Annotated in this window: 25 protein-coding genes and 1 pseudogene; 18 read left to right on the top strand and 8 right to left on the bottom strand. The window is 71.8% G+C overall.

Features of this window, described 5'->3' with window-relative positions; genetic code table 11:
* Together AC27IY_RS03590 and AC27IY_RS03585 are read right to left on the bottom strand one after the other, a co-directional pair.
* Positions 1-399, bottom strand: a pseudogene (locus AC27IY_RS03590) (hypothetical protein); the annotation flags it as partial.
* Positions 399-1,466 (bottom strand): LLM class flavin-dependent oxidoreductase, encoded by a 1,068-nt coding sequence (locus tag AC27IY_RS03585; protein WP_449942917.1) that lies wholly within the window; start codon positions 1,464-1,466, stop codon positions 399-401. The gene AC27IY_RS03585 and the pseudogene AC27IY_RS03590, both read right to left, overlap by 1 nt.
* 94 nt (positions 1,467-1,560) lie before the next feature.
* Between AC27IY_RS03585 and AC27IY_RS03580 the strand changes: the two genes are divergently transcribed.
* Positions 1,561-2,046 (top strand): hypothetical protein, encoded by a 486-nt coding sequence (locus tag AC27IY_RS03580; protein WP_487177103.1) that lies wholly within the window; start codon positions 1,561-1,563, stop codon positions 2,044-2,046.
* Positions 2,047-2,054: 8 nt separating this feature from the next.
* On the opposite strand, the gene AC27IY_RS03575 is transcribed toward AC27IY_RS03580, so the two are convergent.
* A complete protein-coding gene (locus AC27IY_RS03575; RefSeq protein WP_487177102.1) occupies positions 2,055-2,993 on the bottom strand; it encodes an acyl-CoA dehydrogenase family protein in 939 nt (312 codons plus the stop codon).
* 135 nt (positions 2,994-3,128) lie between these two features.
* On the opposite strand from AC27IY_RS03575, the gene AC27IY_RS03570 reads away from it, so the two are divergent.
* Both AC27IY_RS03570 and AC27IY_RS03565 read left to right on the top strand, forming a co-directional pair.
* On the top strand, positions 3,129-3,803 hold the full coding sequence (locus tag AC27IY_RS03570; protein ID WP_487177101.1) for a hypothetical protein: 675 nt from the start codon (positions 3,129-3,131) through the stop codon (positions 3,801-3,803).
* Between the two features lie 86 nt (positions 3,804-3,889).
* The gene (locus AC27IY_RS03565; protein WP_364450551.1) at positions 3,890-5,635 is read left to right on the top strand and encodes a proline--tRNA ligase; all 1,746 of its coding nucleotides are present in this window, start codon (positions 3,890-3,892) and stop codon (positions 5,633-5,635) included.
* A 37-nt stretch (positions 5,636-5,672) separates the two neighbouring features.
* Here AC27IY_RS03565 and AC27IY_RS03560 read toward each other — a convergent pair whose 3' ends face one another.
* A complete protein-coding gene (locus tag AC27IY_RS03560; RefSeq protein ID WP_449942929.1) occupies positions 5,673-6,131 on the bottom strand; it encodes a ferritin-like domain-containing protein in 459 nt (152 codons plus the stop codon).
* A gap of 26 nt (positions 6,132-6,157) precedes the next feature.
* Positions 6,158-6,661 carry a hypothetical protein gene (locus AC27IY_RS03555; protein WP_449942931.1) on the bottom strand — a complete coding sequence of 168 codons (504 nt, stop codon included), beginning with the start codon at positions 6,659-6,661 and terminating at the stop codon, positions 6,158-6,160.
* A gap of 222 nt (positions 6,662-6,883) precedes the next feature.
* On the opposite strand from AC27IY_RS03555, the gene rimP reads away from it, so the two are divergent.
* The 8 genes from rimP (at position 6,884) to truB (ending at position 14,772) form a co-directional block, all read left to right on the top strand.
* Complete coding sequence (rimP, locus tag AC27IY_RS03550; RefSeq protein WP_344205075.1) at positions 6,884-7,369, top strand: ribosome maturation factor RimP; 486 nt, start codon at positions 6,884-6,886, stop codon at positions 7,367-7,369.
* A gap of 12 nt (positions 7,370-7,381) precedes the next feature.
* On the top strand, positions 7,382-8,386 hold the full coding sequence (nusA, locus tag AC27IY_RS03545; RefSeq protein ID WP_091092351.1) for a transcription termination factor NusA: 1,005 nt from the start codon (positions 7,382-7,384) through the stop codon (positions 8,384-8,386).
* Positions 8,370-8,678 (top strand): YlxR family protein, encoded by a 309-nt coding sequence (locus AC27IY_RS03540; protein ID WP_364450561.1) that lies wholly within the window; start codon positions 8,370-8,372, stop codon positions 8,676-8,678. The genes nusA and AC27IY_RS03540 overlap by 17 nt, the downstream gene beginning before the upstream one ends.
* Positions 8,679-8,790: 112 nt before the next feature.
* A complete protein-coding gene (gene infB, locus AC27IY_RS03535) occupies positions 8,791-11,931 on the top strand; it encodes a translation initiation factor IF-2 (RefSeq protein ID WP_423445356.1) in 3,141 nt (1,046 codons plus the stop codon).
* A 120-nt stretch (positions 11,932-12,051) separates the two neighbouring features.
* Positions 12,052-12,348 carry a DUF503 domain-containing protein gene (locus AC27IY_RS03530; RefSeq protein WP_329583269.1) on the top strand — a complete coding sequence of 99 codons (297 nt, stop codon included), beginning with the start codon at positions 12,052-12,054 and terminating at the stop codon, positions 12,346-12,348.
* A gap of 40 nt (positions 12,349-12,388) precedes the next feature.
* Positions 12,389-12,874: a 30S ribosome-binding factor RbfA gene (gene rbfA, locus AC27IY_RS03525; protein ID WP_364450568.1), complete on the top strand. Its 486-nt coding sequence runs from the start codon at positions 12,389-12,391 to the stop codon at positions 12,872-12,874.
* Positions 12,871-13,902 (top strand): DHH family phosphoesterase, encoded by a 1,032-nt coding sequence (locus AC27IY_RS03520; protein ID WP_344205070.1) that lies wholly within the window; start codon positions 12,871-12,873, stop codon positions 13,900-13,902. Before rbfA ends, AC27IY_RS03520 begins: the two co-directional genes overlap by 4 nt.
* Positions 13,903-14,772: a tRNA pseudouridine(55) synthase TruB gene (truB, locus tag AC27IY_RS03515; RefSeq protein WP_364450572.1), complete on the top strand. Its 870-nt coding sequence runs from the start codon at positions 13,903-13,905 to the stop codon at positions 14,770-14,772.
* Positions 14,773-14,783: 11 nt separating this feature from the next.
* Here the strand turns inward: truB and AC27IY_RS03510 are convergent, their stop codons facing one another.
* On the bottom strand, positions 14,784-15,815 hold the full coding sequence (locus AC27IY_RS03510) for a TRM11 family SAM-dependent methyltransferase (RefSeq protein WP_423473692.1): 1,032 nt from the start codon (positions 15,813-15,815) through the stop codon (positions 14,784-14,786).
* Between the two features lie 81 nt (positions 15,816-15,896).
* Here AC27IY_RS03510 and AC27IY_RS03505 point away from each other — a divergent pair, with 81 nt between their 5' ends.
* The 6 genes from AC27IY_RS03505 (at position 15,897) to AC27IY_RS03480 (ending at position 22,711) form a co-directional block, all read left to right on the top strand.
* The gene (locus AC27IY_RS03505) at positions 15,897-16,823 is read left to right on the top strand and encodes a bifunctional riboflavin kinase/FAD synthetase (RefSeq protein WP_449942947.1); all 927 of its coding nucleotides are present in this window, start codon (positions 15,897-15,899) and stop codon (positions 16,821-16,823) included.
* A gap of 180 nt (positions 16,824-17,003) precedes the next feature.
* Positions 17,004-17,273 (top strand): 30S ribosomal protein S15, encoded by a 270-nt coding sequence (gene rpsO / locus AC27IY_RS03500; protein ID WP_091092336.1) that lies wholly within the window; start codon positions 17,004-17,006, stop codon positions 17,271-17,273.
* A 292-nt stretch (positions 17,274-17,565) separates the two neighbouring features.
* Positions 17,566-19,914 carry a polyribonucleotide nucleotidyltransferase gene (locus tag AC27IY_RS03495; RefSeq protein ID WP_364450581.1) on the top strand — a complete coding sequence of 783 codons (2,349 nt, stop codon included), beginning with the start codon at positions 17,566-17,568 and terminating at the stop codon, positions 19,912-19,914.
* On the top strand, positions 19,911-21,221 hold the full coding sequence (locus AC27IY_RS03490) for a M16 family metallopeptidase (protein ID WP_487177100.1): 1,311 nt from the start codon (positions 19,911-19,913) through the stop codon (positions 21,219-21,221). The genes AC27IY_RS03495 and AC27IY_RS03490 overlap by 4 nt, the downstream gene beginning before the upstream one ends.
* A gap of 89 nt (positions 21,222-21,310) precedes the next feature.
* Positions 21,311-22,048, top strand: coding sequence for a 4-hydroxy-tetrahydrodipicolinate reductase (gene dapB / locus AC27IY_RS03485; protein WP_487177099.1), 738 nt, complete (start codon positions 21,311-21,313; stop codon positions 22,046-22,048).
* Positions 22,049-22,228: 180 nt separating this feature from the next.
* Positions 22,229-22,711 (top strand): GNAT family N-acetyltransferase, encoded by a 483-nt coding sequence (locus AC27IY_RS03480; RefSeq protein WP_423445341.1) that lies wholly within the window; start codon positions 22,229-22,231, stop codon positions 22,709-22,711.
* Between the two features lie 283 nt (positions 22,712-22,994).
* On the opposite strand, the gene AC27IY_RS03475 is transcribed toward AC27IY_RS03480, so the two are convergent.
* Positions 22,995-23,717, bottom strand: a complete 723-nt coding sequence (locus AC27IY_RS03475) for an AAC(3) family N-acetyltransferase (protein ID WP_487177098.1) — start codon at positions 23,715-23,717, stop codon at positions 22,995-22,997.
* Between the two features lie 410 nt (positions 23,718-24,127).
* On the opposite strand from AC27IY_RS03475, the gene AC27IY_RS03470 reads away from it, so the two are divergent.
* On the top strand, positions 24,128-25,411 hold the full coding sequence (locus AC27IY_RS03470) for an MFS transporter (RefSeq protein WP_364450596.1): 1,284 nt from the start codon (positions 24,128-24,130) through the stop codon (positions 25,409-25,411).
* A 51-nt stretch (positions 25,412-25,462) separates the two neighbouring features.
* On the opposite strand, the gene fxsA is transcribed toward AC27IY_RS03470, so the two are convergent.
* Entirely contained in the window at positions 25,463-25,648 is a 186-nt protein-coding gene (gene fxsA / locus AC27IY_RS03465; RefSeq protein ID WP_344205055.1) for an FxSxx-COOH cyclophane-containing RiPP peptide, read from the bottom strand.
* Between the last annotated feature and the right edge of the window lie 100 nt (positions 25,649-25,748).

Raw genomic sequence — 25,748 nt, 5'->3', positions numbered from 1 at the left:
GAGCCCGAGGTCCAGCGGGTCCAGCAGGAACTCCAGGTGCAGGCGGGCCAGGAGGTCCATCGCGCCGGTCGGGGTGGCGACCAGCGTCGTGGCCCGCAACGCCGACAGCGCGTGGTGCAGCCGCATGCGCCCGCGCGGCCCGAGGCCGGCGGCGGCCTGGGCGACCTCGGCCGCGGCCGCGGCCCACAGGGAGCCGGCCGGCTCGGCGAGGGCCACCGCGACCCGGTCCCGCTCGCCCACGCCGGCCGCGCGCAGGGCCGCCGCGGTCAGCCCGGCGGCGGCCCGCCGGTCCTCGGGGCCGAGCGGGAAGGCGCAGGACGCGTCGGGGGAGACCAGCAGGAGCCCGGCGGCCGAGCCCGCGGCGGACCCGAGGTCGTCCCGCGTCAGCCACCGGCCCATCAGCGCACCACCTCGGTCATGAACAGCGTCATCGACTCGCACACCCGCTCGTGCGCGAGCCCGCCGACCTGGGCCTGGATGATGAGGTCGGTCGCCCCGGCCTCGGCGATCCTGGCCAGGGCCTTGCGCGAGCCCGCCACGTCGTCCACCACGACCATGAGGTGCTCGCGCAGCGTGGCCATCGCCTCCTCGGGCGGCAGCCCGGCGGCGAGCTGGCCGAGCACGCGGTGGGTGGCGTGGCGGGCGTCGTAGTAGTCGGGCGGGGTGACCAGGTTGACCTGGCGGCGGATGTACCACAGGACGGGGTCGGCGGCCGTGGCCGCCGCGGCCTCGCGGGTGGGGGCGACGTACCAGGGGATCATGAGGGCGACCCGGCGGGTGTCGGGGTCGAAGCCGTGCTCGGCCAGGCACTCGCGGTAGCGCGCGATGTCGGCGGCCACGTCGTCGATGCCCTTGAGCATGGTCATGCCGAGCAGGTTGTAGCCGTGCCTGGCGGCGGCGAGGTAGCCGTCCAGCGAGGTGGAGGCCACCCACACCGGCGGGTGCGGGTGCTGGGCCGGGCGCGGGTAGACGGCGACGTCGGGGATCTCGAAGAACTCGGTCGAGCGGCTGACCGGCTCGCCGTCGGCGTTCCAGATCGCGAGCACGGCCTCCAGCGAGTCCTCCCAGATCCGCCGGGACTGCTCGAACGGCCGCTGGAACGCCTGGTACTCCAGGGGCGAGGCGCCGCGGCCGGTGCCGAACTCGACCCGGCCGCCGCTGAGCACGTCCAGGGTGGCGACGCGCTCGGCCGTGCGGATCGGCGACTGGAACGGCAGCAGCACCACGCCGAGCCCCAGGTGGATGCGCTCGGTCCGCTGGGAGATGGCGGCGAGGACCAGGTCGGGGGCCGAGGAGTGGGAGAAGCCCCTGGTGAAGTGGTGCTCCACGAACCAGGCGGTGTCGAACCCCAGCCGGTCGCCCAGCACGACCTGCTCGACCACGTTGTGGAACGCCTGTTGCTCGACGTCGCGGGTGCGGCCGCGGACCTCCAGCTCGTACCCCAGGCTGATCCGTAGGGACGTCATCGCGCCTCCGGCACAGTAGGAAACCAAGCGCTCGCTTGGTAGAGCGTATCAGCGGCGGGGACTTGCGGGAAGGGCGCGGGCGCGATCAGAGTGGATGCTCGTGAAGCGAAAGCACGCGCTGAGACGGCCGAAGGACGCCGAAGATCCCGGCCTCGACGGTGGCGACCTCTCGCTCACGAGCGCCCGCCGCTACGAGGCGTTCGGACGGGTCATGGCGGCGCTGGCGTCCGAGGCCGACTTCATGGAGTCGTGCCGCGACCTGACCTGGTGGCGCGGGGGCGACCACACCTGGCACATCGAGTGGCGCGACGGGCCCTACGCCTCCGAGGTGGCCGGCCTGCTGGCCGAGCGGGTCCTCGACCCGGACCACGAAGGGCCGCTCGTCACCGAGGCCGGTCCCGGCGGGGCCGCCACGGCGGTCCTCGACGTGATGGGCGTCCGCGTCGAGCTGCGCGCCATCGACCCCATGGGACGCGCCCGCACCCACGCGAGGCCCGGCTTATGGCGGCTCGCCGAGGCGCTCGACACCACCCGCCGCACCAACACCCGCCACCCCTGGGAAGAGCTGCTCGGCGGCTGAGCCCGGGCTCACTCGCCGAAGACCACCGGGGCGAGGCGGGCGCGGTGCGCCTGGGGCGGGCCGAAGAGCTGGGCGTCGGAGGTGGCCCGCTTGAAGTAGCGATGCGCGGGATGCTCCCAGGTGATCCCGATCCCTCCGTGGACCTGGATGTTCTCGCCCGCCGCCGCCAGGTACGCCTCCGTGCAGTACGACCCCGCGACCGCCGCCGCCACCTCGTCCCCGGCCGCCACGCGTGCCGCCGACCGGGCCGACTCCACCAGCAGCAGCACGTCCGCCAGCTTGTGCTTGACCGCCTGGAAGGCCCCGATCGGCCGGCCGAACTGCACCCGCGTCCGCGCGTACGCGACCGCCATGTCCAGGCACCGCTGCGCCCCGCCCACCTGCTCGGCGGCCAGGGCCGCGATCCCGAGGTCGCGCACCCGCGCCGCCGACGTGCCGTCGCCGAGCCGCCGTACGGGCACGTCCTCGAAGGTCAGCCGCTCCAGCGGCCGGCTCTCGTCCATCGTCAGGTACGCCTCCCGCCGCGTCGGCACGGCCTCCACGAGCTGCCCGCCCGCGTAGAGCAGCACCAGCTCGCCCGCGAGGACGTACGGCGCCACCCCGCTGAGCCGCCCGTCCGCCAGCCGCAGCTCCGCGTCGCCCGGCAGCACCACGGTCGCGGTCGTGCCGCCGTCGGCGACGGCCTTCAGCAGGTCGCCGGCCCCGCAGGCGGTCGCGGCGGTCACCGCCATGACCGCGGTCTGCAGGAAGGGGTGCGGCGAGAGCGCGGCTCCCATCTCCTCCGCCACGGCGGCCAGCTCGGCGGGGCCGCAGCCCGCGCCCCCGTGCTCCTCGGGCACGAGCAGCCCGGCCACCCCCACGTCCCGCGCGAGCTCAGCCCAGGACGCGCCGGGGCGGGCGGCGAGGTGTTCGCGGACGAGGGCGCCGAGCTCTTCGGGAAGCGACACGCCGCCATGCTAACCAAGCACTTGCTTGAGTTGGTAGAGGAATGACCGATTTTTGCCTTTTGTGTAGGTTCGCATAATCTGAAACAGGTCAATTCCGGAAGGTTCTGGGGGAGGGGTTGACCTGGGGAAAGGGACATGAACAACACCACGATCGACTACGCCGACTTCGCCGAATACGACCGGCGTCAACGCGGCATCGAGCGCCATCTGGTCGCGGCCTTCCTCGGAGGACTGGTCGTCGGCCTCGTCGGCGTGCTCATCTCCGGTCGTGGCCCCATCTGGATCGGCCAGCTCTACGAGCCCTACGCCTACCTCGCCCTGTCGCTGGCCGTCGGCGCGACGGCCACGGGGTTCGGATGGGCGCTGGTGACCACGTTCCTGGCGGCGGTCTCGACCCTGGTCGCGGCCATGGGCGCGAGCGCCTTCCGTGGCGATCTGGCCCTCGTCGACCTCGGCGGCGGCGGCGCGGCCGGGCTCAACTGGGTCCTCGCCCTGCTCGTGGGGCTCGGCCTGCTGGCCTACGTCACCCGCAGGGACGACAGGTGGGGCGACCTGGCCGCGGGCGGCGTCGGCGCGGCGCTCATCGCCGACGTCGTGGACCGCGCCACGCCGGGCTTCATCGGCGTCGAGGGCTCCTTCTGGCCGGGCCCGGCCCTGCTGGTCGGCGTGCTGTCGGTCGTCCTGGTGCTCGCGCTGCGCAGGAACGCCCGCTCCCGCCTGCGCGCACTCGCCCTCTCCACGCTCTTCTCCGGGCTGTTCACGGTGTGGCTCGCGGTGTTCGTGACGGGCTGGCTCCCGGCCCTCGCCTGAGTGCCGGGGACTTAAGCCCGAGCGGACGGCCGCGTCGAGTGGATAGCCTGTAAGCCTTCACATCCGGGTTCGAGCAAGGAGTAGCCGTGTTGCTGCGCATGTCGTCGTTGTTTCTTCGCACCCTGCGGGACGACCCGGCAGACGCGGAAGTGCCGAGCCACAAGCTGCTGGTCCGCGCCGGTTATGTCCGCCGCGTGGCCCCCGGCATCTACTCCTGGCTGCCGCTCGGCAAACTGGTGCTGGAGAACGTCACCAGGATCGTCCGCGAGGAGATGAACCGGATGGGCGCCCAGGAGGTGCTCTTCCCCGCCCTGCTGCCCCGCGAATACTACGAGGCCACCGGCCGCTGGACCGAATACGGCGACACGCTCTTCCGCCTCCAGGACCGCAAGGGCGCCGACTACCTCCTCGGCCCCACGCACGAGGAGCTCTTCACCGACATGGTCAAGGGCGAGTACTCCTCTTACAAGGACTATCCGGTCACGCTCTACCAGATCCAGACGAAATACCGCGACGAGGCCCGGCCCAGGGCCGGCATCCTGCGCGGCCGGGAGTTCCTGATGAAGGACTCCTACTCCTTCGACCTCGACGACGACGGCCTCAAGCACTCCTACGAGCAGCACCGCGAGGCCTACATCCGCACCTTCGACCGGCTCGGCATCAACTACAAGATCGTCTTCGCCCAGTCGGGCGCCATGGGCGGCTCGGCCTCAGAGGAGTTCCTGGCCCCCACGCCCACCGGCGAGGACACCTTCGTGGCCTGCCACTCCTGCGGCTACGCCGCCAACGCCGAGGCCGTCACCACGACCGCGCCCGCCGCCCGCGCCTACGACGACCTGCCCCCGCTCACCGTCATGGACACGCCCGACACCCCGACCATCGAGTCGCTGGTGTCGTACGTCAACGAGCACCACGGCCTCTCCGTCACCGCCGCCGACACCCTGAAGAACGTCGTCGTCAAGGTCACCACCCCCGGCTCCGACAAGACCGAGACGCTCGTCATCGGCGTCCCCGGCGACCGCGAGGTCGACTTCAAGCGCCTGGAGGCCGCGCTCGCCCCCGGCGAGCCCGCCATCTTCGAGGCCGCCGACTTCGCCAGGCACCCCGGCCTCGTCCGCGGCTACATCGGCCCGCAGATCCTGCGCGAGCTCGGCATCCGCTACCTCGTCGACCCGCGCGTGGCCACCGGCACCTCCTGGGTGACCGGCGCCAACGAGCCCGGCAAGCACGCCGCCAACGTCGTCGCGGGCCGCGACTTCACCCCCGACGGCACCATCGAGGCCGCCGAGATCCGCGCCGGCGACCCCTGCCCCCGCTGCGGCGCCGAGCTGTCCATCGACCGCGGCATCGAGATCGGCCACATCTTCCAGCTCGGCCGCAAATACGCCGACGCCGCCGGCCTCGACGCCCTCGGCCCCGACGGCAAGCCCATCCGCATCACCATGGGCTCCTACGGCATCGGCGTCTCGCGCGCCGTCGCCGTCATCGCCGAGCAGGCCCACGACCAGCTCGGCCTGGTCTGGCCGCGCGAGGTGGCGCCCGCCGACGTGCACATCGTCGGCACCGGCAAGGACAACCAGGTGGAGGCCGCCCTGGAGCTGGCCGGCGAGCTGGAGTCGCGCGGCCTGCGCGTGCTCGTGGACGACCGGCCGCAGGTCTCGCCCGGCGTCAAGTTCAAGGACGCCGAGCTGCTGGGCGTCCCGACCATCGTGGTCATCGGCCGCGGCCTCGCCCAGGGCGTCATCGAGCTGCGCGACCGCGTGAGCGGCGAGAAGGCGGAGATCCCCCTCGCCGAGGCCGCCGACCGCATCGTCGCGACCGCCACCGCCTGACCGTCGCCGTGAGGTGCCCTGCCGGTCAGGGCACCTCTCAGCTGCCGCCCTGGGCGGTGGGCGTGGCGGGCGCGGGAGCCGCCGGCATGCCGGGGAACGCGGCCGGCTGGGCCGGGCGGAAGGCGTACGAACGGGTGACGGCCTGCTGCATGGCCAGAGCGGCGAACCTGCGCAGCGCGGCGTCCTCGGCCGCCACCAGTTCGAGGTAGGCGGCCGTCACCCCGCCTTCGAGGTGTTCCGCCAGCCGGGCCGCCAGCTTCGCGTCGGAGGGGAAGAACGGCAGCGCGTACGACGCCTCCGCCTCCACCGGCTTGCCGCCGCGCGCCGTGATGAGCGAGCGGACCTGGTCGCGCCGCGCCCGATGGGCGTCGTAGGCCGCGCTCATCCGCTCCCTGAGCTCCCCCGACGTCCGCGCCCCCAGCAGCCCGTACGCGAACAGCGCGGCGTGCTCGGCCGCCAGCGCCTTGCGCAGCTTCTCCAGATCGTCCCCGTTCACCGCCACCCCGTTCACAGCGACCCCGTTCACAGTGACTTCGGCAGGGCGACGACGTGCGCGGCCTCGCAGGCGCCGATGCTGGCGATGAGCTGCGCCATCCCGGGGGAGATGCCCGCGAGCTGCTTGGGCCGCAGCGCCGCCGCCTTGCGCTCCAGCTCGCGCAGCCGCGACAGCGACGGCTTGTCCGGCTCGGCCGAGCCGGAGGGAGCGGGCGAGCCCGAGGGGGCGGGGGAGCCGGACGGGCCAGGGGCGGGGGTGCCGAGGCCGGTGACGTGCTTGCGCAGCTCGTCCAGGTGCGCCTGGTGACGGTCGCGGAAGGGCGCGAGCCGCTCGCCGCCGTCGGCGATCACTGCCGAGTAGAGCGCGATCGTCCGCTCCTTCTCCGCGATCAACTGCTTCACGAGAACCGTCTCGGGCGAGTCGGGGGCGGGCGTGGCCGGCTGCCGGGCCGGCCCGGAGGCGCTGCAGCCGGCGAGCGCGGCCACTCCGCCCGCCAGCAGGCCACGACGGGAGAGGTGACGCGGGCGCACGAGCGGGAACCTCCTGTTGTCACTGACGCAGATAGCATCGTACGGTCTGAGCCCGCGAACGCCGCCAGGCGACGCTCCGCCATTCGGCCGTGACGAGTGGCGCTCTTTCTGTGCCCTCGTACGGATAGGGTGTCAACTGTCGTCGCTGGCCCGAGCGGCCGGGCGACGGGGAGCCAGTGGCGAGGTCCGCCCGGCTGAGACTTGACAATAGGGGAGGTCGATATGGGCAGCGCATCACCCCGCGACCACCTGATGAAGCTCCTGGAGCCCGTGGTCAGCGCGGAGGGCCTCGATCTGGAGGACATCACGGTCACCCAGGCGGGCAGGAGACGCGTGCTGCGCGTGATCGTCGACCGCGACGGCGGCGTGAGCCTCGACGACATCGCCGACGTGAGCCAGGCCGTCTCCGAGGCGCTGGACGACGACGACGCGATGGGGCAGGCGGCGTACACGCTGGAGGTCTCCTCGCCGGGCGTCGACCGCCCCCTCACCGAGCCGCGCCACTGGCGTCGCGCGGCCAGGCGTCTGGTGAAGGCGGAGCTGCGCGACGGCAGCGTGGTGGAGGGCCGGATCACGGCCGCGGACGACGCCGGCGTCGATCTCGACGTCGAGGGCGCGCCGCGCCGGCTTGAGTACGAGGACCTGGCCCGCGGACGGGTGCAGGTGGAGTTCCGCCGCATCGACGACGTCGACGGCGACGAAGGCTAAGGGGGAGCCGTCGTGGACATCGACATGAGCGTCCTGCGCAGCCTCGAACGGGAGAAGGACATCTCCTTCGACCTGGTGGTCAAGGCGATCGAGGACGCGCTGCTGATCGCGTACTTCCGGACCGAGGGCGCGGCCTCGAAGGCGCGGGCCGAGCTCGACCGCGCCAGCGGTCACGTCACGATCTGGGCCGCGGAGCTCGGCGACGAGGGCGAGGTGGTCAGGGAGTTCGACGACACCCCTGGCAACTTCAGCAGGATCGCCGCCACCACCGCCAAGCAGGTCATCCTGCAGCAGCTCCGCGACGCCGAGGACGAGATCAACTTCGGCGAGTTCGCCAGCCGTGAGGGTGAGCTGGTCTCGGGCGTCATCCAGCAGGGCAAGGACCCTCGCGTGGTGCTGGTCGACCTCGGCAAGATCGAGGCCGTCCTGCCGCACGCCGAGCAGGTGCCCGGCGAGGACTACGTGCACGGCGAGCGCATCCGCGCCTACGTCGTGCAGGTGAAGAAGGGCCACAAGGGCCCCTCCGTCACCCTCTCGCGCACGCACCCCGGCCTGGTGAAGAAGCTGTTCGCGCTGGAGGTGCCGGAGATCGCCGACGGCACCGTGGAGATCGCCGCCGTGGCCCGCGAGGCCGGCCACCGCACCAAGATCGCGGTACGGTCGCGCAAGCCCGGCGTCAACGCCAAGGGCGCCTGCATCGGCCCGATGGGCTCGCGGGTGCGCAACGTGATGACCGAGCTCCACGGCGAGAAGATCGACATCATCGACTGGTCCGAGGATCCCGCCGAGTTCGTGGGGAATGCCCTGTCTCCCGCGCGTGTTTCCCATGTCGAGGTTCTCGATCTCGACGGCCGGGTCGCGCGGGTGACCGTGCCCGACTACCAGCTTTCCCTGGCCATCGGCAAAGAGGGGCAGAACGCCCGGCTCGCGGCGAGGCTCACGGGCTGGCGGATCGACATCCGGCCTGACACCCAGGCGGAGGATGCCGCCGGTTCCGTAGATGCGTCAAAGCGGTAAGCTGGAATATGGTGGCCGTAGGGGTCCTCAGCGCACGTGTGTGGGCTGCAGGGTTCGCACGGCCAAGTCCGAGCTGCTCCGCCTGGTGCTGGTCGGAGACCACGTGGTCCCCGACCTGCGAGGACGGCTTCCAGGCCGAGGTGCGTCGCTGCATCCGGCCTTGAGCTGTCTGGAGCTCGCCGAGCGGCGGCGGGCGTTCCTGCGCGCGTTTCGCGTGCCGGGTCCGCTCGACGTCTCGCCCGTGCGGGCACACCTGGAGGAGAACCCCATGTCATGTAGGACGCCGAGTTGATGGGCGGAGTCAGATTGCTATGAGCGCCTGATGAGCACGCGGCGATGAAGACGTCAAGGTAGCGACGGTCCGGACGGCACAGCCAGCCTCCCGGGCCGAGTAAGGGAGTGCAGTGGCGAAGGTCCGGGTATACGAGCTCGCTAAGGAGTTCGGCGTCGAGAGCAAGGTCGTCATGGCCAAGCTCCAGGAAATGGGGGAGTTCGTCCGTTCGGCGTCCTCCACCATCGAGGCGCCGGTGGTCCGCAGGCTCACCGAAGCTCTGGGCGCATCGAAGGGTGGGCCCTCCAGGGGCGGCGGACAGCCGTCCAACAGGCCGCAGCCGCCAAGGGCTGCGCACCGGCCGGCCGAAGGCCAGGCCGGCAACGGCACGGGGCAGGCTCCGGTGCCTGCTCCTCCGCGTCCGGGCCCGCGGCCCGGTCCGCGTCCGGGTCCGCAGAGCGGCCCGCAGGTTCCTCAGGCTCCGCAGGGGCCCCAGGGCCCGCAAGGTCCGCAGGGCCCGCAAGGTCCTCAGGGCGGTCAGTCCCGCCCGCCGGTTCCCATGCCTCACCAGCAGCAGCCGCAGGCCGCGCGCGGTGAGGCGTCCCAGGCTCCGCAGGCGCGCTTCGAGAGTGGCGCGCCGGCTCGGCCGACCCCGGGTCCGCGTCCCGGCCCGGCTCCGCGCCCGGCTCCCGGCCCCAAGCCGGGTCCGCGTCCCGCCCAGCAGGGCGGTGGCGGTGCGCAGGCGCCGCGTCCCGGCGCGCCCGCAGGCGGCGGCCCGCGTCCCGGCCCCAAGCCGGGCCCGCGCGGCCCGCGTCCCGGCAACAACCCGTTCTCGTCCAACGCCAGCGGCATGGGCCAGGCGCCCAGGCCGCCGCGTCCGGGCGGCGGCCAGCGTGACGGGGGCCCCGGCCCGCGTGGCGACCGCCGTGACGGCCCGCCGCGCGACGGCGCGATGCCGCGTCCCCCGCAGGGCCGCGGCGGCGACCGGCCCACTCCCGGCCCGCGTCCCGGTCCGCCCCCCGGCGGTCCGCGTCCGGGTCCCGGCGCCGGTGGCGCCGGTGGTCCGCGTCCCGGTGGTCCGCGTCCCAACCCGATGATGATGCCGCAGGGCCGTCCTGCCGGTCCCGGCGCCGGCCGTCCCGGCGGTGGCCCTGGCGGCGGCGGCGGTCGTCCCGGTGGCGGCGGTGGCCGTCCCGGTGGCGGCGGCGGTCGTCCCGGCGGCGGCGGGTTCGCCGGCCGTCCCGGCGGCGGTGGCGCGGGTCCGCGCACCGGCACCGGTGGTCCCGGTGGCGGCGGCGGTGGCTTCGGCGGCCGTCCCGGCGGCGGTGGCCGTGGTCGTGGCGGCGGCACCGCTGGTGCCTTCGGCCGTCCCGGTGGCCGTCCGGCCCGCGGGCGCAAGTCGAAGCGGCAGAGGCGCCAGGAGTTCGACAACATGTCGGCGCCGTCGATCGGCGGCGTGCAGGTCGCGCGCGGCAACGGCGCGACGATCCGCCTCCCGCGCGGCGCGTCGCTGTCCGACTTCGCCGACCGCATCGGCGCCAACCCCGCCTCGCTCGTGCAGATCATGCTGCACCTCGGCGAGATGGTGACCGCCACGCAGTCGGTCAACGAGGAGACGCTGCAGCTGCTCGGCGCCGAGCTCGACTACGACATCCAGGTCGTGAGCCCGGAGGAGGAGGACCGCGAGCTTCTCGAGGCCTTCGACATCGAGTTCGGCGAGAACGAGGGCGACGAGGACGACCTCGCCGCGCGTCCGCCGGTCGTGACCGTCATGGGTCACGTCGACCACGGTAAGACCAGGCTGCTCGACGCCATCCGCAACACGAACGTGGTGGCGCGCGAGGCGGGTGGCATCACCCAGCACATCGGCGCTTACCAGGTCGCCGCCGAGCACGAGGGCGAAGAGCGCAAGATCACCTTCATCGACACCCCGGGTCACGAGGCGTTCACCGCCATGCGTGCCCGAGGCGCGAAGTCGACCGACATCGCGGTGCTGGTGGTCGCGGCCGACGACGGCGTCAAGCCGCAGACGATCGAGGCGCTCAACCACGCCCAGGCGGCCGACGTGCCGGTCGTGGTCGCGGTCAACAAGATCGACAAGGAGGGGGCCGACCCCAACAAGGTGCGGGCCCAGCTCACCGAATACGGCCTGGTCGCCGAGGAATACGGCGGCAGCACGCTGTTCGTCGACATCTCGGCGAAGAACGGCATCGGCATCGAGAACCTCCTCGAGGCGATCCTGCTGACCGCCGACGCCGAGCTCGACCTGCGGGCCAACCCGACGATGGACGCCCAGGGCATCGCCATCGAGGCGCACCTCGACAAGGGCCGCGGCCCGGTCGCGACCGTCCTGGTCCAGCGCGGCACGCTGCGCGTCGGCGACTCGATCGTCTGTGGCGAGGCCTTCGGCCGCGTCCGGGCGATGCTCGACGACACCGGCGAGCCGGTCGACGAGGCCACGCCGTCGCGTCCGGTCCTGGTGATGGGTCTGACGGCCGTGCCGAGCGCCGGTGACAACTTCATCGTCGTCACCGACGACCGGATGGCCCGGCAGATCGCCCAGCAGCGCGCGGCGCGCAAGCGCAGCGCCGAGATGGCGAAGTCGAGCCGTCGCCGCACCCTCGAGGAGCTGTTCAGCGACCTCGAGAAGGGCCGCGTCGACGAGCTCAAGCTCATCATCAAGGGTGACGTGTCCGGTTCGGTGGAGGCCCTGGAAGACGCCCTGCTCAAGATCGACGTCGGCGACGAGGTCAGGCTCCGTGTCCTGCACCGCGCGGTCGGCGCCATCACCGAGTACGACGTCAACCTGGCGGTCGCCGACGACAACGCGGTCATCATCGGCTTCAACGTGCGGCCCGAGCCGCGGGCACGCGACCTGGCCGAGCGCGAGGGCGTCGACATCCGCTACTACTCGGTCATCTACCAGGCGATCGAGGAGATCGAGGCGGCCCTCAAGGGCATGCTCAAGCCGGAGTTCGAAGAGGTCCAGATGGGCACCGCCGAAGTCCGCGAGGTCTTCAAGGTGCCGAAGATCGGCAACATCGCCGGTGCTCTGGTCCGCTCCGGTCTGATCGTCCGCAACAGCAAGGCCAGGGTGATCCGCGATGGCGTCGTCATCGCCGACAACCTGACCGTCTCGTCCCTGCGTCGCTTCAAGGATGACGCGACCGAGGTCCGCGAGGGCTTCGAGTGCGGCATCGGTGTCGGCTACAACGACATCAGGATCGACGACGTGATCGAGACGTTCGAGATGCGGGAGAAGCCGCGCGTGTGACACGCGGCCGGGCGCCCGGCGGGACCTCCGCCGGGCGCCTCTCGCGCGCCCTGGCCTGCTCCCCACCGCAGCAGGACGGGCGCGCGCTCAGCACACCAGGCCAAGCGGTGGTGACCAACGATGTATGTGGGTGCTCTGACCCTGGACATCCTGCTCGGCGACGTGCGCTCGCTGAAGCAGAAGCGCTCCGTCGTACGGCCGCTGATCGCCGAGCTGCGACGCCGTTACCCCGCCATCGCGGTCGCCGAGACCGGGTGCCACGATCTTCATCGCAGAGCCGAGGTCGGCATAGCGGTGCTTTCCGCCTCCGCGGGTAACTGCAAAGAGGTGATGGACGCCTGCGAGCGGATGGTGGCCTTCCGTCCGGAGATCGAGCTGCTGTCGGCCAGGCAGCGTCTGTACCACGACGAGGATTGAACGACTAGCACGGCCAGATCGTGCGTGAGGGGGAGCCAACATGGTGGATGCCGCACGAGCGCGTAAGCTCGCCGACCGCATCCAGCAGATCGTCGCCGAGATGCTGGAGCGACGGATCAAGGACCCGCGTCTCGGCTTCGTCACCGTGACCGACACGCGCGTCACCGCTGACCTGCGCGAGGCGACGGTCTTCTACACGGTCTTCGGCTCCGAGGCCGAGCGGGCCGACAGCGCGGCCGCCCTGGAGAGCGCCAAGGGGATCATCCGTTCCGAGGTGGGCCGCCAGACCGGTGTGCGCTTCGCCCCGACGCTGACCTTCAAGCACGACCCGCTGCCCGACAGCGCCCGCCACCTGGACGACCTCATCAACGCGGCGCGGGCGCGCGACGCCGAGGTGGCCAGGCAGGCGCAGGGCGCCTCCTACGCCGGCGAGCCCGACCCCTACCGCAAGCCCGACGAGGAGGACGACGACGAGCTCGCCGACCTCCAGGGGAGCGAGCGCGCGGCCGGGGACGACCAGGCGTGACGCCGGACGTACGCGACCGGGCCGAGCGGCCGCCGCGGGCCCGGGCGGGCGCGGGCCACGGCATCCCCGAGAGCGCGTGGAAGCGCGCGCTGCGGCTGATCGACTCGGCCGACGAGATCGGGCTGGCCTGCCACGTCACGCCCGACGGCGACGCGCTCGGCTCCATGCTGGCCGTGGCGTTCACGCTGCGCGCGATGGGCAAGCGGGTGCGGGCGTCGTTCGGCGACCGGCACTTCGCGGTGCCGCGCCTGCTGCGGTTCCTGCCGGGGCAGGAGATGCTGGTGCCGCCGGCCGAGTTCCCTGCCGCGCCCGAGCTGGTGATCACCTTCGACTCCTCGACGTTCGAGCGGCTGGGGCTGCTCAGCGGCAACACCGCGCGGGCGGCCGAGGTCATCGTGGTCGACCACCACCCGGCCGGCGCCGGGTTCGGCACGCTGGGGCTCATCGACGCCCACGCGGCCGCCACGGCGATGCTGGCCGAGCAGCTCATCTACCGGCTCGGCGGGCGGCTCGACCGCGACATCGCCACGTGCCTCTACGCCGGCCTGGTCACCGACACCGGCTCGTTCCGCTACTCCTCCACGACGCCCGCCGTGCACGAGATGGCGGCCCGGCTGGTGGCGACGGGGCTGCGCACCGACGAGATCGCCCGCGAGCTGTGGGACCGCTCACCGTTCGGCTACCTCAAGGTGCTGGCGGCGGCGCTCGACCGGGTGCGGCTGGAGGACGGCCTGGTCTGGACGTACGTCACGCGGGTCGACCGGGCCGCGCACGGCCTCCCGTACGCCGAGATCGAGGGCATCATCGACGTCGTGCGCCGCACCGACGAGGCCGAGGTGGCGGTCGTGCTCAAGGAGGACGACGAGGGCGCCTGGCAGGTGTCCACCAGGTCCAAGGGCGCCGTCGACGTGGGCGCCGCGTGCGCGGCCCTGGGCGGCGGCGGCCATCACAACGCGGCCGGCTACACCTCGCACGACGGCGTCGAGGACACCATGGCCGCACTCAGGAGAGAGCTGGGAAAGGCGTAGATGGCCGAGAGCGGTCTGATCATCGTCGACAAGCCGGGCGAGTGGACCTCGCACGACGTGGTGGCCAGGATGCGGCGCCTCGCGGGCACCCGCCGCGTGGGCCACGCCGGCACGCTCGACCCCATGGCGACGGGCGTGCTGGTGGTCGGCGTGGAGAAGGCCACGCGGCTGCTCGGCCACCTGACGCTGACCGAGAAGGTGTACGAGGCCACCATCCGGCTCGGCGTCACCACCAACACCGACGACGCCGAGGGCGAGGTCACCGCGACCGCCTCGGCGGCCGGCGTCACCGCCGAGGAGATCCGCAAGGGCGTCGAGGCGCTGACGGGCGCCATCATGCAGGTGCCGCCGCAGGTCAGCGCCATCAAGGTCAACGGTCAGCGGGCCTACAAGAAGGCCCGCGCGGGCGAGGAGGTCGAGCTGGCCGCCCGGCCCGTCACGGTGCGGGCCTTCGATGTGCTCGGCGTGCACGCCCATGACGACGTGGTGGACGTGGACGCCGTCGTCACCTGCTCCAGCGGCACCTACATCCGCTCGCTGGCCCGCGACCTCGGGGCCGCGCTCGGCGTCGGCGGCCACCTGACGCGGCTGCGCCGCACCCGCGTCGGCCCGTACGACCTGTCGCTGGCCAGGACGCTCGACGAGCTCGCCGAGCGGTGCGTGATCCTGCCCATCGGGGAGGCGGTCGCCGCGGCGTTCCCGCGCAGGGACGTCACCGCCGAGGAGGCGAGGATCATCGGCCACGGCGGGCGGCTGCCCGCGGCCGGGCTGGGGGAGGGGCCGATCGGCGTGTTCGGACCGGACGGCACGCTGCTGGCGCTGGTCGAGGAGCAGGGCCGGACGGCCAGGCCGCTCGCGGTCTTCGTCTAGGCCGGCTGCGTCTAGGCGGGCTTGCTCGCGACGATGACGTCGCGCACGATCGCCTGGTCCACCCAGTGCTCGAAGTCGGGGTAGTCCACGACCTCCAGGCCGGCGGCGGTCAGGACGGCGGCGAGCTCCTCGCGCTTGCCGCCGTAGGTGTTCCAGGCGATGCCCATGGCCCCGCCGGGCCGCAGCAGCTCCGCCCAGATCGGCACCGCCCGGCGCAGCAGCTCCAGCGGGCTGCGCGACAGCCCCGAGCCGCCCTTGCTGCCGTGCTGGACGCCGTAGGGCGCGTCGGTCACCACCAGGTCGAACGAGCGCGGCTTGAAGAACTCCCTGCTGCGCAGCGTGTCGCCGTTGACCACGGCGAGGTGCTGCACGTCGCCGGCCTTGACCGCCTCCTTCGACGTCCCGAACGTGACGTTGAGCCGCCGCCCGGCGAGCGCCCGCTCCCGGCGCACCGGCACGGTCTCGGCGGTGTGCTTGAGCCGCTTGTTGCGCAGCCAGGTCTTGATGAAGCCGGTGTAGGCCTCGAAGTCCTTGGCGTCGACGTCGAGGCCGTAGGCGTCGTAGCCGTACATGAGGGCCTGGTTGAGCGTGGTCCCCCGGCCGCAGAGCGGGTCGAACACCGACAGCCGCTCGCCGAGGCCCTTGGCCGAGGCCAGCGCGGTGACGTTGAGCAGCAGCTTGGTGAAGTGCTCGTTGGTCTTGCCGGCGTATTTCTGGATGGTGATGAGGTCGCTGCTCAGCCGGTCGAGCGGCCGTACGGGCAGCGGGCGCAGCAGCGGCTCCTCGCCCTCACCTTCGACGCCGAAGAGCGCGTAGACCGACGACAGGTTGGACAGCAGCGCCACGTCCCGCTCCGCCAGCGGCGCGGCCGTCTCGAACGTCACGTAGGGGACGCCGCCGAACACGTGCTCCTCGCTCCCGGAGAGCTCCGCCCGCAGCCCGCGCGCGCCGAAGACGGCCAGCTCGCTCCTCGTCAGCCGGACGGAGCTGTCGGCGTAGACCCGGTTGAACGCAGGCAGGATCAGAAGCGCGTATCGAGGCATGATGGCCGAGTGTAGCCCCCTCGATTGGAGGTCACGGCCAGGCGCGTGGCAGGCTTGTGTGGTTCGATCCGCGACGAGCGAATGGGGTCCGGCGTGCAGGGTTCGGGTAGGTCTGTCGTCACCGTCGGCGTGTACGACGGAGTGCACCGGGGCCACCAGCGTGTCCTCGGGCGGGCCGTCGCCGTCGCGCGCGAGCGGGGGCTCCCCGCCGTGGCCGTCACCTTCGAGCCGCATCCCGACGAGGTCGTGCGTCCAGGCACGCATCCGGCCCGGCTGACCGGTCCCCGGCGGCGCGCCGAGCTGCTGCGCGCGCTCGGCGTGGACGAGGTCGAGGTCCTGCCGTTCACGCTGGAGCTGTCGCGCGTCGACGCGGCCGAGTTCGCGCGGACGGTGCTGGCCGAGCGGCTGCGGGCGGCGGCCGTGATCGTGGGGGAGGGGTTCACCTTCGGGCGGGACGCCGGCGGCGATGTCGAGACATTGCGAGCGCTGGGCGACAAGTACGACTTCACGGTGGAGGTCCTGCCCCCGGTGGCCGGGGTGTCCTCGACCGCCGTCCGCGAGCACATCGTGGCCGGCGACGTCGAGGGCGCGGCGGCGCTGCTCGGCCGCCCGCACCGGGTGGAGGGCGTGGTCGTGCGCGGCTACCAGCGCGGCCGTCAGCTCGGCTTCCCCACCGCCAACGTCGAGACGCCCCCGCACACCGCGATCCCGGCCGACGGCGTCTACGCCGGCTGGCTGGAGTGCGTGCCCGTGGCCAACCTGCCCGCCCTTTACCCCGGCGAGCGGTGGCCCGCGGCCATCTCGGTCGGCACCAACCCGACGTTCGAGGGGGTGCCGCGCACGGTGGAGGCGTACGCGTTGGACCGCGACGACCTGGAGCTCTACGGCGCGCACGTGGCGGTCGACTTCGCCGCCCGGCTGCGCGGCAACACCCGCTTCGAGTCGATCGAGGCGCTGATCGAGCAGATCCAGGCCGACGTCGAGGCCGCCCGCCGGCTGACCGCGTGAGGCCCCGGCGCGGCGCTCGCCCGAGCACCGCGCGCGGGATGGTAACCTTGCATGTCGGCTCTGTGACGGCAGCGCTTTCGCGCCTTCGCCCACGTCGGCCATTCTCGCGGCGACTGTAGGCACGCACGGTCGTTCGCGCTTTTGTCACATCCACGCGTGTCCGTAGTCAGAAGGAGAGCCGTGTCCCTCGACACCGCTGCCAAGAAGAACATCATCAGCGAGTACGCCACCGCCGAAGGCGACACCGGCTCGCCCGAGGTGCAGATCGCGCTGCTCAGCAAGCGCATCAGCGAGCTGACCGAGCACCTCAAGACGCACAAGCACGACCACCACAGCCGCCGCGGCCTGCTGCTGCTCGTCGGCCGTCGCCGTCGTCTGCTGAAGTACCTGCAGAAGGTCGACATCCAGCGTTACCGGACGCTCATCGAGCGCCTCGGTCTGCGCCGATAACATGGAAAGGGAGCGGCGCAGGCCGCTCCCTTCTTCATATGGGTAGAGCAACAGCGTGAGGCGCGTGGCGAGGTGAAATCAGCCCCGCGCCTGACGTACAACTGAAGATCCGAGACACACAGCCCCCGCGTCCGCTCAGCACCATGCGACCCGCGACGCCTGCGGGCCGGTCCTCGGTAGTGGCTTCCGGTAAGAACGCACGTGACCGGGCGCTTCGATCGAAGACCGGCGCTGCACCTAACGAGGGTGCCGGTGAAAAGGGCGCGGGAGACCGACCACAAGGAGGTCCCCCGTGGAGGGTGTCCACACCGCTGAAGCCGTCATCGACAACGGCTCTTTCGGCACGCGCACGATCCGGTTCGAGACCGGTCGTCTGGCGCGGCAGGCGGCCGGTTCCGCGGTCGCCTATCTCGACAACGAGACCATGGTCCTGTCGGCCACCACGGCTTCCAAGACCCCCAAGGAGCAGTTCGACTTCTTCCCGCTGACGGTGGACGTCGAGGAGCGCATGTACGCGGCGGGCCGCATCCCCGGCTCGTTCTTCCGCCGTGAGGGCCGGCCGTCCGAGGACGCCATCCTCACCTGCCGCCTCATCGACCGGCCGCTGCGCCCGTCGTTCGTCAAGGGCCTGCGCAACGAGGTGCAGGTCGTCGCCACCGTCATGGCGCTGCACCCCGACCACCTCTACGACGTGGTCGCCATCAACGCCGCGTCGCTGTCCACGCAGCTCGCCGGGCTGCCGTTCTCCGGCCCGATCGGCGGCGTGCGCGTCGCGCTGATCGACGGCCAGTGGGTGGCCTTCCCGACGCACCCCGAGCTGGAGCGGGCCACGTTCGACATGGTCGTGGCCGGCCGGGTGCTGGCCGACGGCGACGTCGCCATCATGATGGTCGAGGCCGAGTCCACCAAGGACACGCTCAAGCTGGTCTCCGAGGGCGCGGTCGCGCCCACCGAGGAGACCGTGGCGCAGGGCCTGGAGGCCGCGAAGCCGTTCATCAAGGTGCTGTGCGAGGCGCAGTCGCGCATCGCGCAGGTCGCGGCCAAGGAGACGGCCGAATACCCGGTCTTCCTCGACTACCAGGACGACACCTACGCCGCCGTCGAGGCCGCGATCAAGACCGAGCTGGCCGCCGCGCTGTCCATCGCCGGCAAGCAGGAGCGCGAGAACGAGCTCGACAAGGTCAAGGCGCTGGCCGCGGAGAAGCTGCTGCCCGAGTTCGAGGGCCGCGAGAAGGAGATCAGCGCCGCCTTCCGCGCCGTGATGAAGAAGCTCATGCGCGCCCGCGTCATCAGCGAGGGCGTACGCATCGACGGCCGCGGCACCAAGGACATCCGCGAGCTGTCCGCCGAGGTCCACGTGGTGCCCCGGGTGCACGGCTCGGCGCTGTTCGAGCGTGGCGAGACCCAGATCATGGGCATCACCACCCTCAACATGCTGCGCATGGAGCAGGTCATCGACACGCTCAACCCCGACCGCACCAAGCGCTACATGCACAACTACAACTTCCCGCCCTACTCCACGGGCGAGACCGGCCGCGTGGGCTCGCCCAAGCGGCGCGAGATCGGCCACGGCGCGCTGGCCGAGCGGGCGCTGATCCCCGTGCTTCCCACGCGCGAGGAGTTCCCGTACGCCATCCGCCAGGTCTCCGAGGCGCTCAGCTCCAACGGCTCGACCTCGATGGGCTCGGTCTGCGCCTCGACGATGTCGCTGCTGGACGCCGGCGTGCCGCTCAAGGAGATGGTCGCGGGCATCGCGATGGGCCTGATCGGCGAGGGCGACGACTACGTCACCCTCACCGACATCCTCGGCGCCGAGGACGCCATGGGCGACATGGACTTCAAGGTCGCCGGCACCCGTGACGTCATCACCGCCCTGCAGCTCGACACCAAGCTCGACGGCATCCCCGCCTCCGTGCTGGCCGGCGCGCTCAAGCAGGCCAAGGGCGCCCGCCTGGCGATCCTCGACGTCATGCAGGAGGCCATCGACCGGCCGGCCGAGATGAACCCGACCGCGCCGCGCATCATCACGATCAAGGTCCCGGTCGACAAGATCGGCGAGGTCATCGGCCCGAAGGGCAAGATGATCAACCAGATCCAGGACGACACGGGCGCCGAGATCACCATCGAGGACGACGGCACGATCTACATCGGCGCCACCGACGGCCCGTCCGCCGAGGCCGCCCGGTCGGCGATCAACGCCATCGCCAACCCGCACATGCCGGAGGTCGGCGAGCGCTACCTGGGCACGGTCGTCAAGATCGCCGCCTTCGGCGCGTTCGTCTCGCTCATGCCCGGCAAGGACGGCCTGCTGCACGTCTCGCAGATCCGCAAGCTGCACGGCGGCAAGCGGATCGAGAACGTCGAGGACGTCATGGGCGTCGGCGAGAAGATCCAGGTCGAGATCGCCGAGATCGACGGCCGGGGCAAGCTGTCCCTGGTGCCGGTCGAGGTCATCGAGAAGGAGGCCGCCGAGCGCGAGGCCAAGGCCGCCACGGCCGGCGAGGGCGACGAGGGCGAGGCCCCGCAGGCCGACGCCGACGCCGCGCCGGCCGAGGAGCGTTCGGAGCGCCCGCGCCGCACCCGCACCCGCGTGCGCACCCGCGGCTCGGCCAACGGCGAGGGGGACGACCGCAACTCGTGAACACCACCACGCTGCACCCCGGTAAGGACGGAGCCGGGGAAGTCAAGCGCACCGTCCTCCCCGGTGGGCTGCGTGTGGTGACCGAGACCATGCCGACCGTGCGTAGCGTCGCGGTCGGCATGTGGGTCGGCATCGGCTCGCGGGACGAGGCCCCCGAGCACATGGGCGCCACCCACTTCCTCGAACACCTGCTGTTCAAGGGCACCCCCACGCGGGACGCGATGGAGATCTCGGCCTCCGTCGAGGGCATCGGCGGCGAGATCAACGCCTTCACCGCGAAGGAATACACCTGCTACTACGCGCGGGTGCTCGACGAGGACCTGCCGATCGCGGTCGACGTCCTCGCCGACGTGGTGACCAGCTCGCTGGTGACCGAGGACGACGTGGAGTCCGAGCGCGGCGTGATCCTGGAGGAGATCGCCATGCACGACGACGACCCGTCGGACGTCGTGCACGAGCAGTTCGCCGCGGCGCTCTACGGCGACTCGCCGATCGGCCGGCCCATCCTCGGCACGGTCGAGTCGATCAACGCGCTCGGGCGCGAGCGCATCGCCGAGTACTACCACCGCTACTACCGGCCGCGCCGGACCGTCGTCTCCGTCGCCGGCAACATCCGGCACGAGGAGGTCGTCGAGCTGGTCGCGCGGGCGTACGAGCGGGCCGGCGCGCTGAGCGGCCCCGCCGAGTACGAACCGCCGCGCACCAGCGGCCCCGGCGCCGGGCCGCGTCCCGGCGTCCGGGTGCTCGACCGGCCCACCGAGCAGGCCAACCTGGTGCTCGGCACCACCGGCCTGTCCCGCACCGACGACCGCCGCTTCGCGCTGGGCGTGCTCAACGCGGCGCTCGGCGGCGGCATGTCGTCGCGGCTGTTCCAGGAGATCAGGGAGAAGCGCGGGCTGGCGTACTCCGCCTACAGCTACACCTCCGCCTACGCCGACACCGGGCAGTTCGGCATCTACGTCGGCTGCCTGCCGACGAAGATCGACGACGTGCTCAAGATCTGCCGGGACGAGGTGGCCCGGGTGGTCGCCGAAGGGCTGAGCGAGGAGGAGATCGGGCGCGGCAAGGGCCAGATGCGCGGCGGCCTCGTGCTCGGGCTGGAGGACACCGGCTCGCGCATGTCCAGGATCGGCAAGAACGAGCTCGTCTACGAGGAGCTCATGTCGGTGGACGAGGTGCTGGCCCGCATCGAGGCGGTCACCTCCGAGGAGATCGACGAGATCGCCCTCGACGTGCTCAACCGGCCGCTCACGCTCGCCGTGATCGGCCCCTACGGTGACAAGGACTTCACCGAAGCGATCCGCTGAACGGGCGGCCTGACGGCGGCTTGACGGCGGTGGACGGCCCTCGCGCCCGGCGCGGGGGCCGTTCGCGTGCCTTGGGGTAGGGTTGCCCTGTGATCAGGGTAGGTGTGCTGGGCGCGCTCGGGCGCGTGGGCGTCGAGGTGTGCAAGGCGGTCGAGGCGGCTCCCGACATGGAGCTGGTGGCCGCGCTCGACAAGGACGATCCCCTCGAAGGGCTCACGGGCGCGGAGGTGGTGGTCGACTTCACCCATCCCGACGTCGTCATGGACAACCTCGAATGGGCGATCTCGCACGGCATCCATCCCGTGGTGGGCACGACGGGGTTCGACGAGGGGCGGCTGGCGACCGTACGCGCTTGGCTGGGCGAGAACCCCGGCACCAACTGCCTGATCGCCCCCAACTTCGGCATCGCCGCGGTGCTCATGATGCACTTCGCGCAGCAGGCGGCCCGCTATTTCGAGTCGGTCGAGATCGTCGAGCTGCACCATCCCAACAAGGCCGACGCCCCGTCCGGCACCGCCCGCCGTACGGCGGAGCTGGTGGCCGAGGCCCGGGCCAAGGCCGGGGCGGGCGCGATGCCCGACGCGACCAGCACCTCTCTTGACGGCGCCCGTGGGGCCGACGTCGGCGGCGTGCACGTCCACGCGGTGCGCCTGGCCGGCCTGATCGCCCACCAGGAGGTTCTGCTGGGCGGTGACGGCGAGATCCTCACGATCCGGCACGACACGATGAGCCGGTCGGCGTTCACGCCGGGGGTTCTGCTGGGCGTGCGCCGGGTGCGCGAGCTGCCCGGCCTCACGATCGGCCTGGAGCCCCTGCTCGACCTGTGATCGGCTCGACCTGTGATCGGCTCGACCTTGCGATCGGCACGGCCGCACGACGTGCCCACCAGGCGGTGGGCCGGTGGGCACGCCGTGAGGAGAGGGTCCCGGCTCCGCACAGCCGGGCCTACGATCACCCACACTAATAACGGCGTGCGCGATCGGCCCGAAGGATGAGATCGTGTCGGCGTGGTGCGATGGGCTGATCCTGAGGAACTCCCCGGTCTGGTGGCGGTCGAGCTGGCGGCCGACCGGCTCTTCGAGCAGGTCGGCATCACGTTCCCGCCGGGCACGACGATGATCGAGGAGGCCGGCGACCCCGGCCTGGTCCTGGTCGAGGGCGAGCCGCCGGCCGGGTTCGCGCTGATGGGCCAGGTGGACGGGCACCTCCATCTCGACCAGCTCGCCGTGCATCCCGAGAGCATGCGCCGCGGCATCGGCGGCCGGCTCGTGACGGCCGTCCTCGACCACGCCCGCGCCGTCGGGGTTCCGCGCGTGACGCTGACCACCTATCGCGACGTTCCGTGGAACGCCCCCTGGTACGCCCGTCACGGCTTCGCCGTCCTCCCGCCCGAGGAGTGGGGGCCGGAGCTGCGGGCGCTGGTGGAGCACGAGCGCGCGCTGGGCCTGGAGGTCGCGCCGCGCGTGGTGATGAGCGCCGCCACTGGCTGAGTGCCGCGGGCGCGTGATGGCGGGCGTTTCATGGCTGGGCCGAGGGTGTCTGGCGGCGAGGCCGGTGGGTTCTGACGGCAGGCCGGTGGGGCCTGGCGGCGAGGCCGGTGGATCTGAAGGCGGGGCCGGTGGGGCCTGGCGGCGGGGCCGGTGGGGCCTGGCGGCAGGCCGGTGGGGCCCTAACGGTGACCCCGTGGCGTGGGCCCTGACGCTGACGTTCGTGGGCCCTGACGGTGGCGTCCGTGGGCGTCTGAGGGTGGGAGCGGCGAGGCCCGTGGGCGGGCTAAGGGCGGGGGCGGTGGGTGGCGAGCCAGTCGGTGGCGTGGTCCACAGCCGCTCGTAGGTAGAACAGGCGTGCCTCGGCCGCCCCCACGCGTCCCCGTCGCACGGCGCCCGTCTGCTCGAACGCGGTCCCCACTGCGGGGAAGTCGCTCGCGTCCAGCTTCACGTCCTCGAACTCGGTCCACCGTCGCCCGTCCCCGTCGTCCACCACCGCCCGGTAGGTGCGCCGCGGCGGACGCTCGGCGCAGCGGTACTCGGCCAGGTGGAAGGCGGTGCACCGGTCGTAGCCGACGCCGAGCAGCAGGACCTGGGCGTCGGCGTCGTACAGGCGGGCGAGAGGGGAGCGCTCGCCGAGCAGGCAGTCCCGTGCGTGCCCGTCGGTGATCTCCGCCGCCCTGGGCCCGACGGCGGCGATCGAGGTGTGCGGGTGGGCGCTGCGCCGCGCTCCCGGCAGCGTGCGTACGTGCTCGGCGATCATCCCCATGCCCTGCGACGGCGTGGTGGCGGGATCGAAGGCCGGCATGCGCTCGCGGTAGGCGGTGACCTCCTCGGGCGTCATCCCGGCCACGGCCGCGCGGTAGAGGGGGGAGGTGTCGGAGTTCCCGGCGGTGCCGGCGGGGACGGCGAGCGTGCCGTCGTCGCCGAGCACCCCGCGCAGGGCCGCGACAACGGTGGCGGCGCCGCCTTCGGTGGGGCCGACCTGGCGCAGCGAGGAGTGCAGCATCACTACCTGGCCGCAAGCCACACCAAGAGCTGAAAAATCATGACTCAAGGCATTAAAGGTGTATATCGGGCACTTAAGGCTCTTAGTCGTCACAAGATCATCCGATCAGGCGCAGGGGGTACTGTCGAGGCTCTTCAGTCATTCTTCGCCGTTCTGTTGATCATGGCGGCATAAATGCCACGCCGACGACGGTATAGTGACGGACCAGAAAGAGTGCCGGATGCGTATGCCAGGGTGTTGTCCCCTATACTGCAACGGGTCGCGGCTGGTAAATACCTGGTAAGTAGTCCCATCCCCCACGTAAGAGGCGGCTTGTGTCATGCTCGACCGCTTATGACCGAAAGGTCGGGTTCGAAAAGGCAGGGGGCGTGGACGAGACGGCTGACCACCCGCGGCATAAAGCGGCAAAAATGCCGATAAAGGCCGGGTTTGGTCCGATCTGGGCTGGTTCGGCCATTTCGACAGTCGGCACGCGCACGCTCGGCGTCGCCTATCCGCTTCTCGCCCTGGTGCAGACGTCCTCACCCGCCGCCGCAGGCTGGGCCGGGTTCGCGCTCACCCTCCCCATCCTGCTCTTCTACGTGCCCGGCGGCTTTCTGGTCGACCGGATCTCACCTCGCCGGGTGATCCTGTGGGTGGAGGCCGGTCGCCTGCTCAGCGTGGCCTCCGTGCTGGTCGCCATGATGTTCGGCGGCCCGTCGCTCACGCATCTCCTGCTGGCCGCCGCGGTCGAGGGCAGCCTCTGGGTGCTCTACACCCTGGCGGAGTCGGCCCTGCTGCCCGCGATGGTGCAACCGGCCAGGATGCACAGCGCGCTCGCCAAGAGCGAGGCCGCGAGCCACTTCGCCTCGCTGGCCGGCCGGCCGCTCGGCGGCTATCTCTTCGGGGTCGGCCGGTTCGTTCCCTTCGTGGTCAACTCGGTCCTCTTCGCGGTCTCCTACGCCCTGTTCTTCGGCTGGGGGCGCGACACGGGCCGGCACCCCAACCGGCCGTCACGGCTGCGCGACCTGGCCGAGGGCTTCCGCGAGCTCACCAAGCTGCCGTTCCTGGGCGGCTCGATCGTGGTGACGACGTTCACCAACCTCATGGTCAACACCCTGATCATGATCTACGTCGCGGGGTCGGGAGACATGTCCTCGCTCAAGGTCGGGATCGTGCTCGCGGCGGGAGGAGTGGGAGGCGTGCTGGGCTCGGCCCTGTCGTTCGTCCTGCCGCCCGTGCGCGGCGTGCTGCGGCTGCACCTGTGGATCTGGGCGTTCGCGCTCGTGCTGGCGGCGTTCGGCACGTACGTGAGCCTGCCGTCCTATTTCTTCGCCCTGGCCCTGGTGGCCACGGGCATCGGCGGCGCGCTGAGCAACGTGGCGATCAGGTCGGTGGAGGTCCACAAGGTCGATCCGGCGACCCTGGCCAGGGTCGTCGGCGTGTCGCGCCTGTCCTCGTACGGCGCGTTCTGCTTCGCCGCGCCCCTGGGCGGCTTCATGGTGGCCTGGGGCGACGTGCAGGGCGGCTCGGCGGTGCTGTGCCTGCTCATGCTGGCCGCGGCGGGGCTGAGCTTCTGGCCGCCGATAGGCGCGCGGCTGACCCCGCTGCTGCCGCCCGACCTGCCGAGGCCCGAACTGCCGAGACTGCCGAGGATGCTCGGGGCGCACCGCCTGTCCCGGGACCTCGTGCCCTCACCCGGCGTTGAAAGGTGAGTTTCGCGGCCATTCATCAGGAAAGGCCGGTTGCGACAATTTCGCGTGCCGTCATCGTCCGTGGCGGTCGGTGGACAGCCCCGCCAGGGAGTTGCCGAAGGCCGCGACGTCTCCTCCCTCGTCGAGACAGGACGTCATCGCCGCCCGGAGCGCCGCGCTTTCCACCGACAGCATGTCCGCCAAGGAAAGAGCGCTGACATCGATCAACGTGCCCTGCTTCTGATGCCCGTCACGCATGGCGCACTCCATCCGTTTCGGTCGCCCGCATATGAACCGATGCGCGAGCGCGTTCTTCATTGTGGCTATTTAGCATTCTGTGACAGCGCGGTGCGCTAAT

Source organism: Nonomuraea sp. B208 (assembly GCF_057536035.1).
This window is presented reverse-complemented; position numbering and strand designations above follow the sequence as displayed.

Bases quoted from the DNA above. Each gene is read 5' to 3' on its own strand.
- AC27IY_RS03585 (WP_449942917.1), bottom strand. From the start codon at position 1,466: ATGACGTCCCTACGGATCAGCCTGGGGTACGAGCTGGAGGTCCGCGGC.
- AC27IY_RS03580 (WP_487177103.1), top strand. From the start codon at position 1,561: ATGCTCGTGAAGCGAAAGCACGCGCTGAGACGGCCGAAGGACGCCGAA.
- AC27IY_RS03570 (WP_487177101.1), top strand. From the start codon at position 3,129: ATGAACAACACCACGATCGACTACGCCGACTTCGCCGAATACGACCGG.
- rimP (WP_344205075.1), top strand. From the start codon at position 6,884: ATGGGCAGCGCATCACCCCGCGACCACCTGATGAAGCTCCTGGAGCCC.
- AC27IY_RS03540 (WP_364450561.1), top strand. From the start codon at position 8,370: ATGCGTCAAAGCGGTAAGCTGGAATATGGTGGCCGTAGGGGTCCTCAG.
- AC27IY_RS03530 (WP_329583269.1), top strand. From the start codon at position 12,052: ATGTATGTGGGTGCTCTGACCCTGGACATCCTGCTCGGCGACGTGCGC.
- rbfA (WP_364450568.1), top strand. From the start codon at position 12,389: ATGGTGGATGCCGCACGAGCGCGTAAGCTCGCCGACCGCATCCAGCAG.
- truB (WP_364450572.1), top strand. From the start codon at position 13,903: ATGGCCGAGAGCGGTCTGATCATCGTCGACAAGCCGGGCGAGTGGACC.
- AC27IY_RS03510 (WP_423473692.1), bottom strand. From the start codon at position 15,815: ATGCCTCGATACGCGCTTCTGATCCTGCCTGCGTTCAACCGGGTCTAC.
- AC27IY_RS03505 (WP_449942947.1), top strand. From the start codon at position 15,897: ATGGGGTCCGGCGTGCAGGGTTCGGGTAGGTCTGTCGTCACCGTCGGC.
- AC27IY_RS03475 (WP_487177098.1), bottom strand. From the start codon at position 23,717: ATGCTGCACTCCTCGCTGCGCCAGGTCGGCCCCACCGAAGGCGGCGCC.
- AC27IY_RS03470 (WP_364450596.1), top strand. From the start codon at position 24,128: ATGCCGATAAAGGCCGGGTTTGGTCCGATCTGGGCTGGTTCGGCCATT.
- fxsA (WP_344205055.1), bottom strand. From the start codon at position 25,648: ATGCGTGACGGGCATCAGAAGCAGGGCACGTTGATCGATGTCAGCGCT.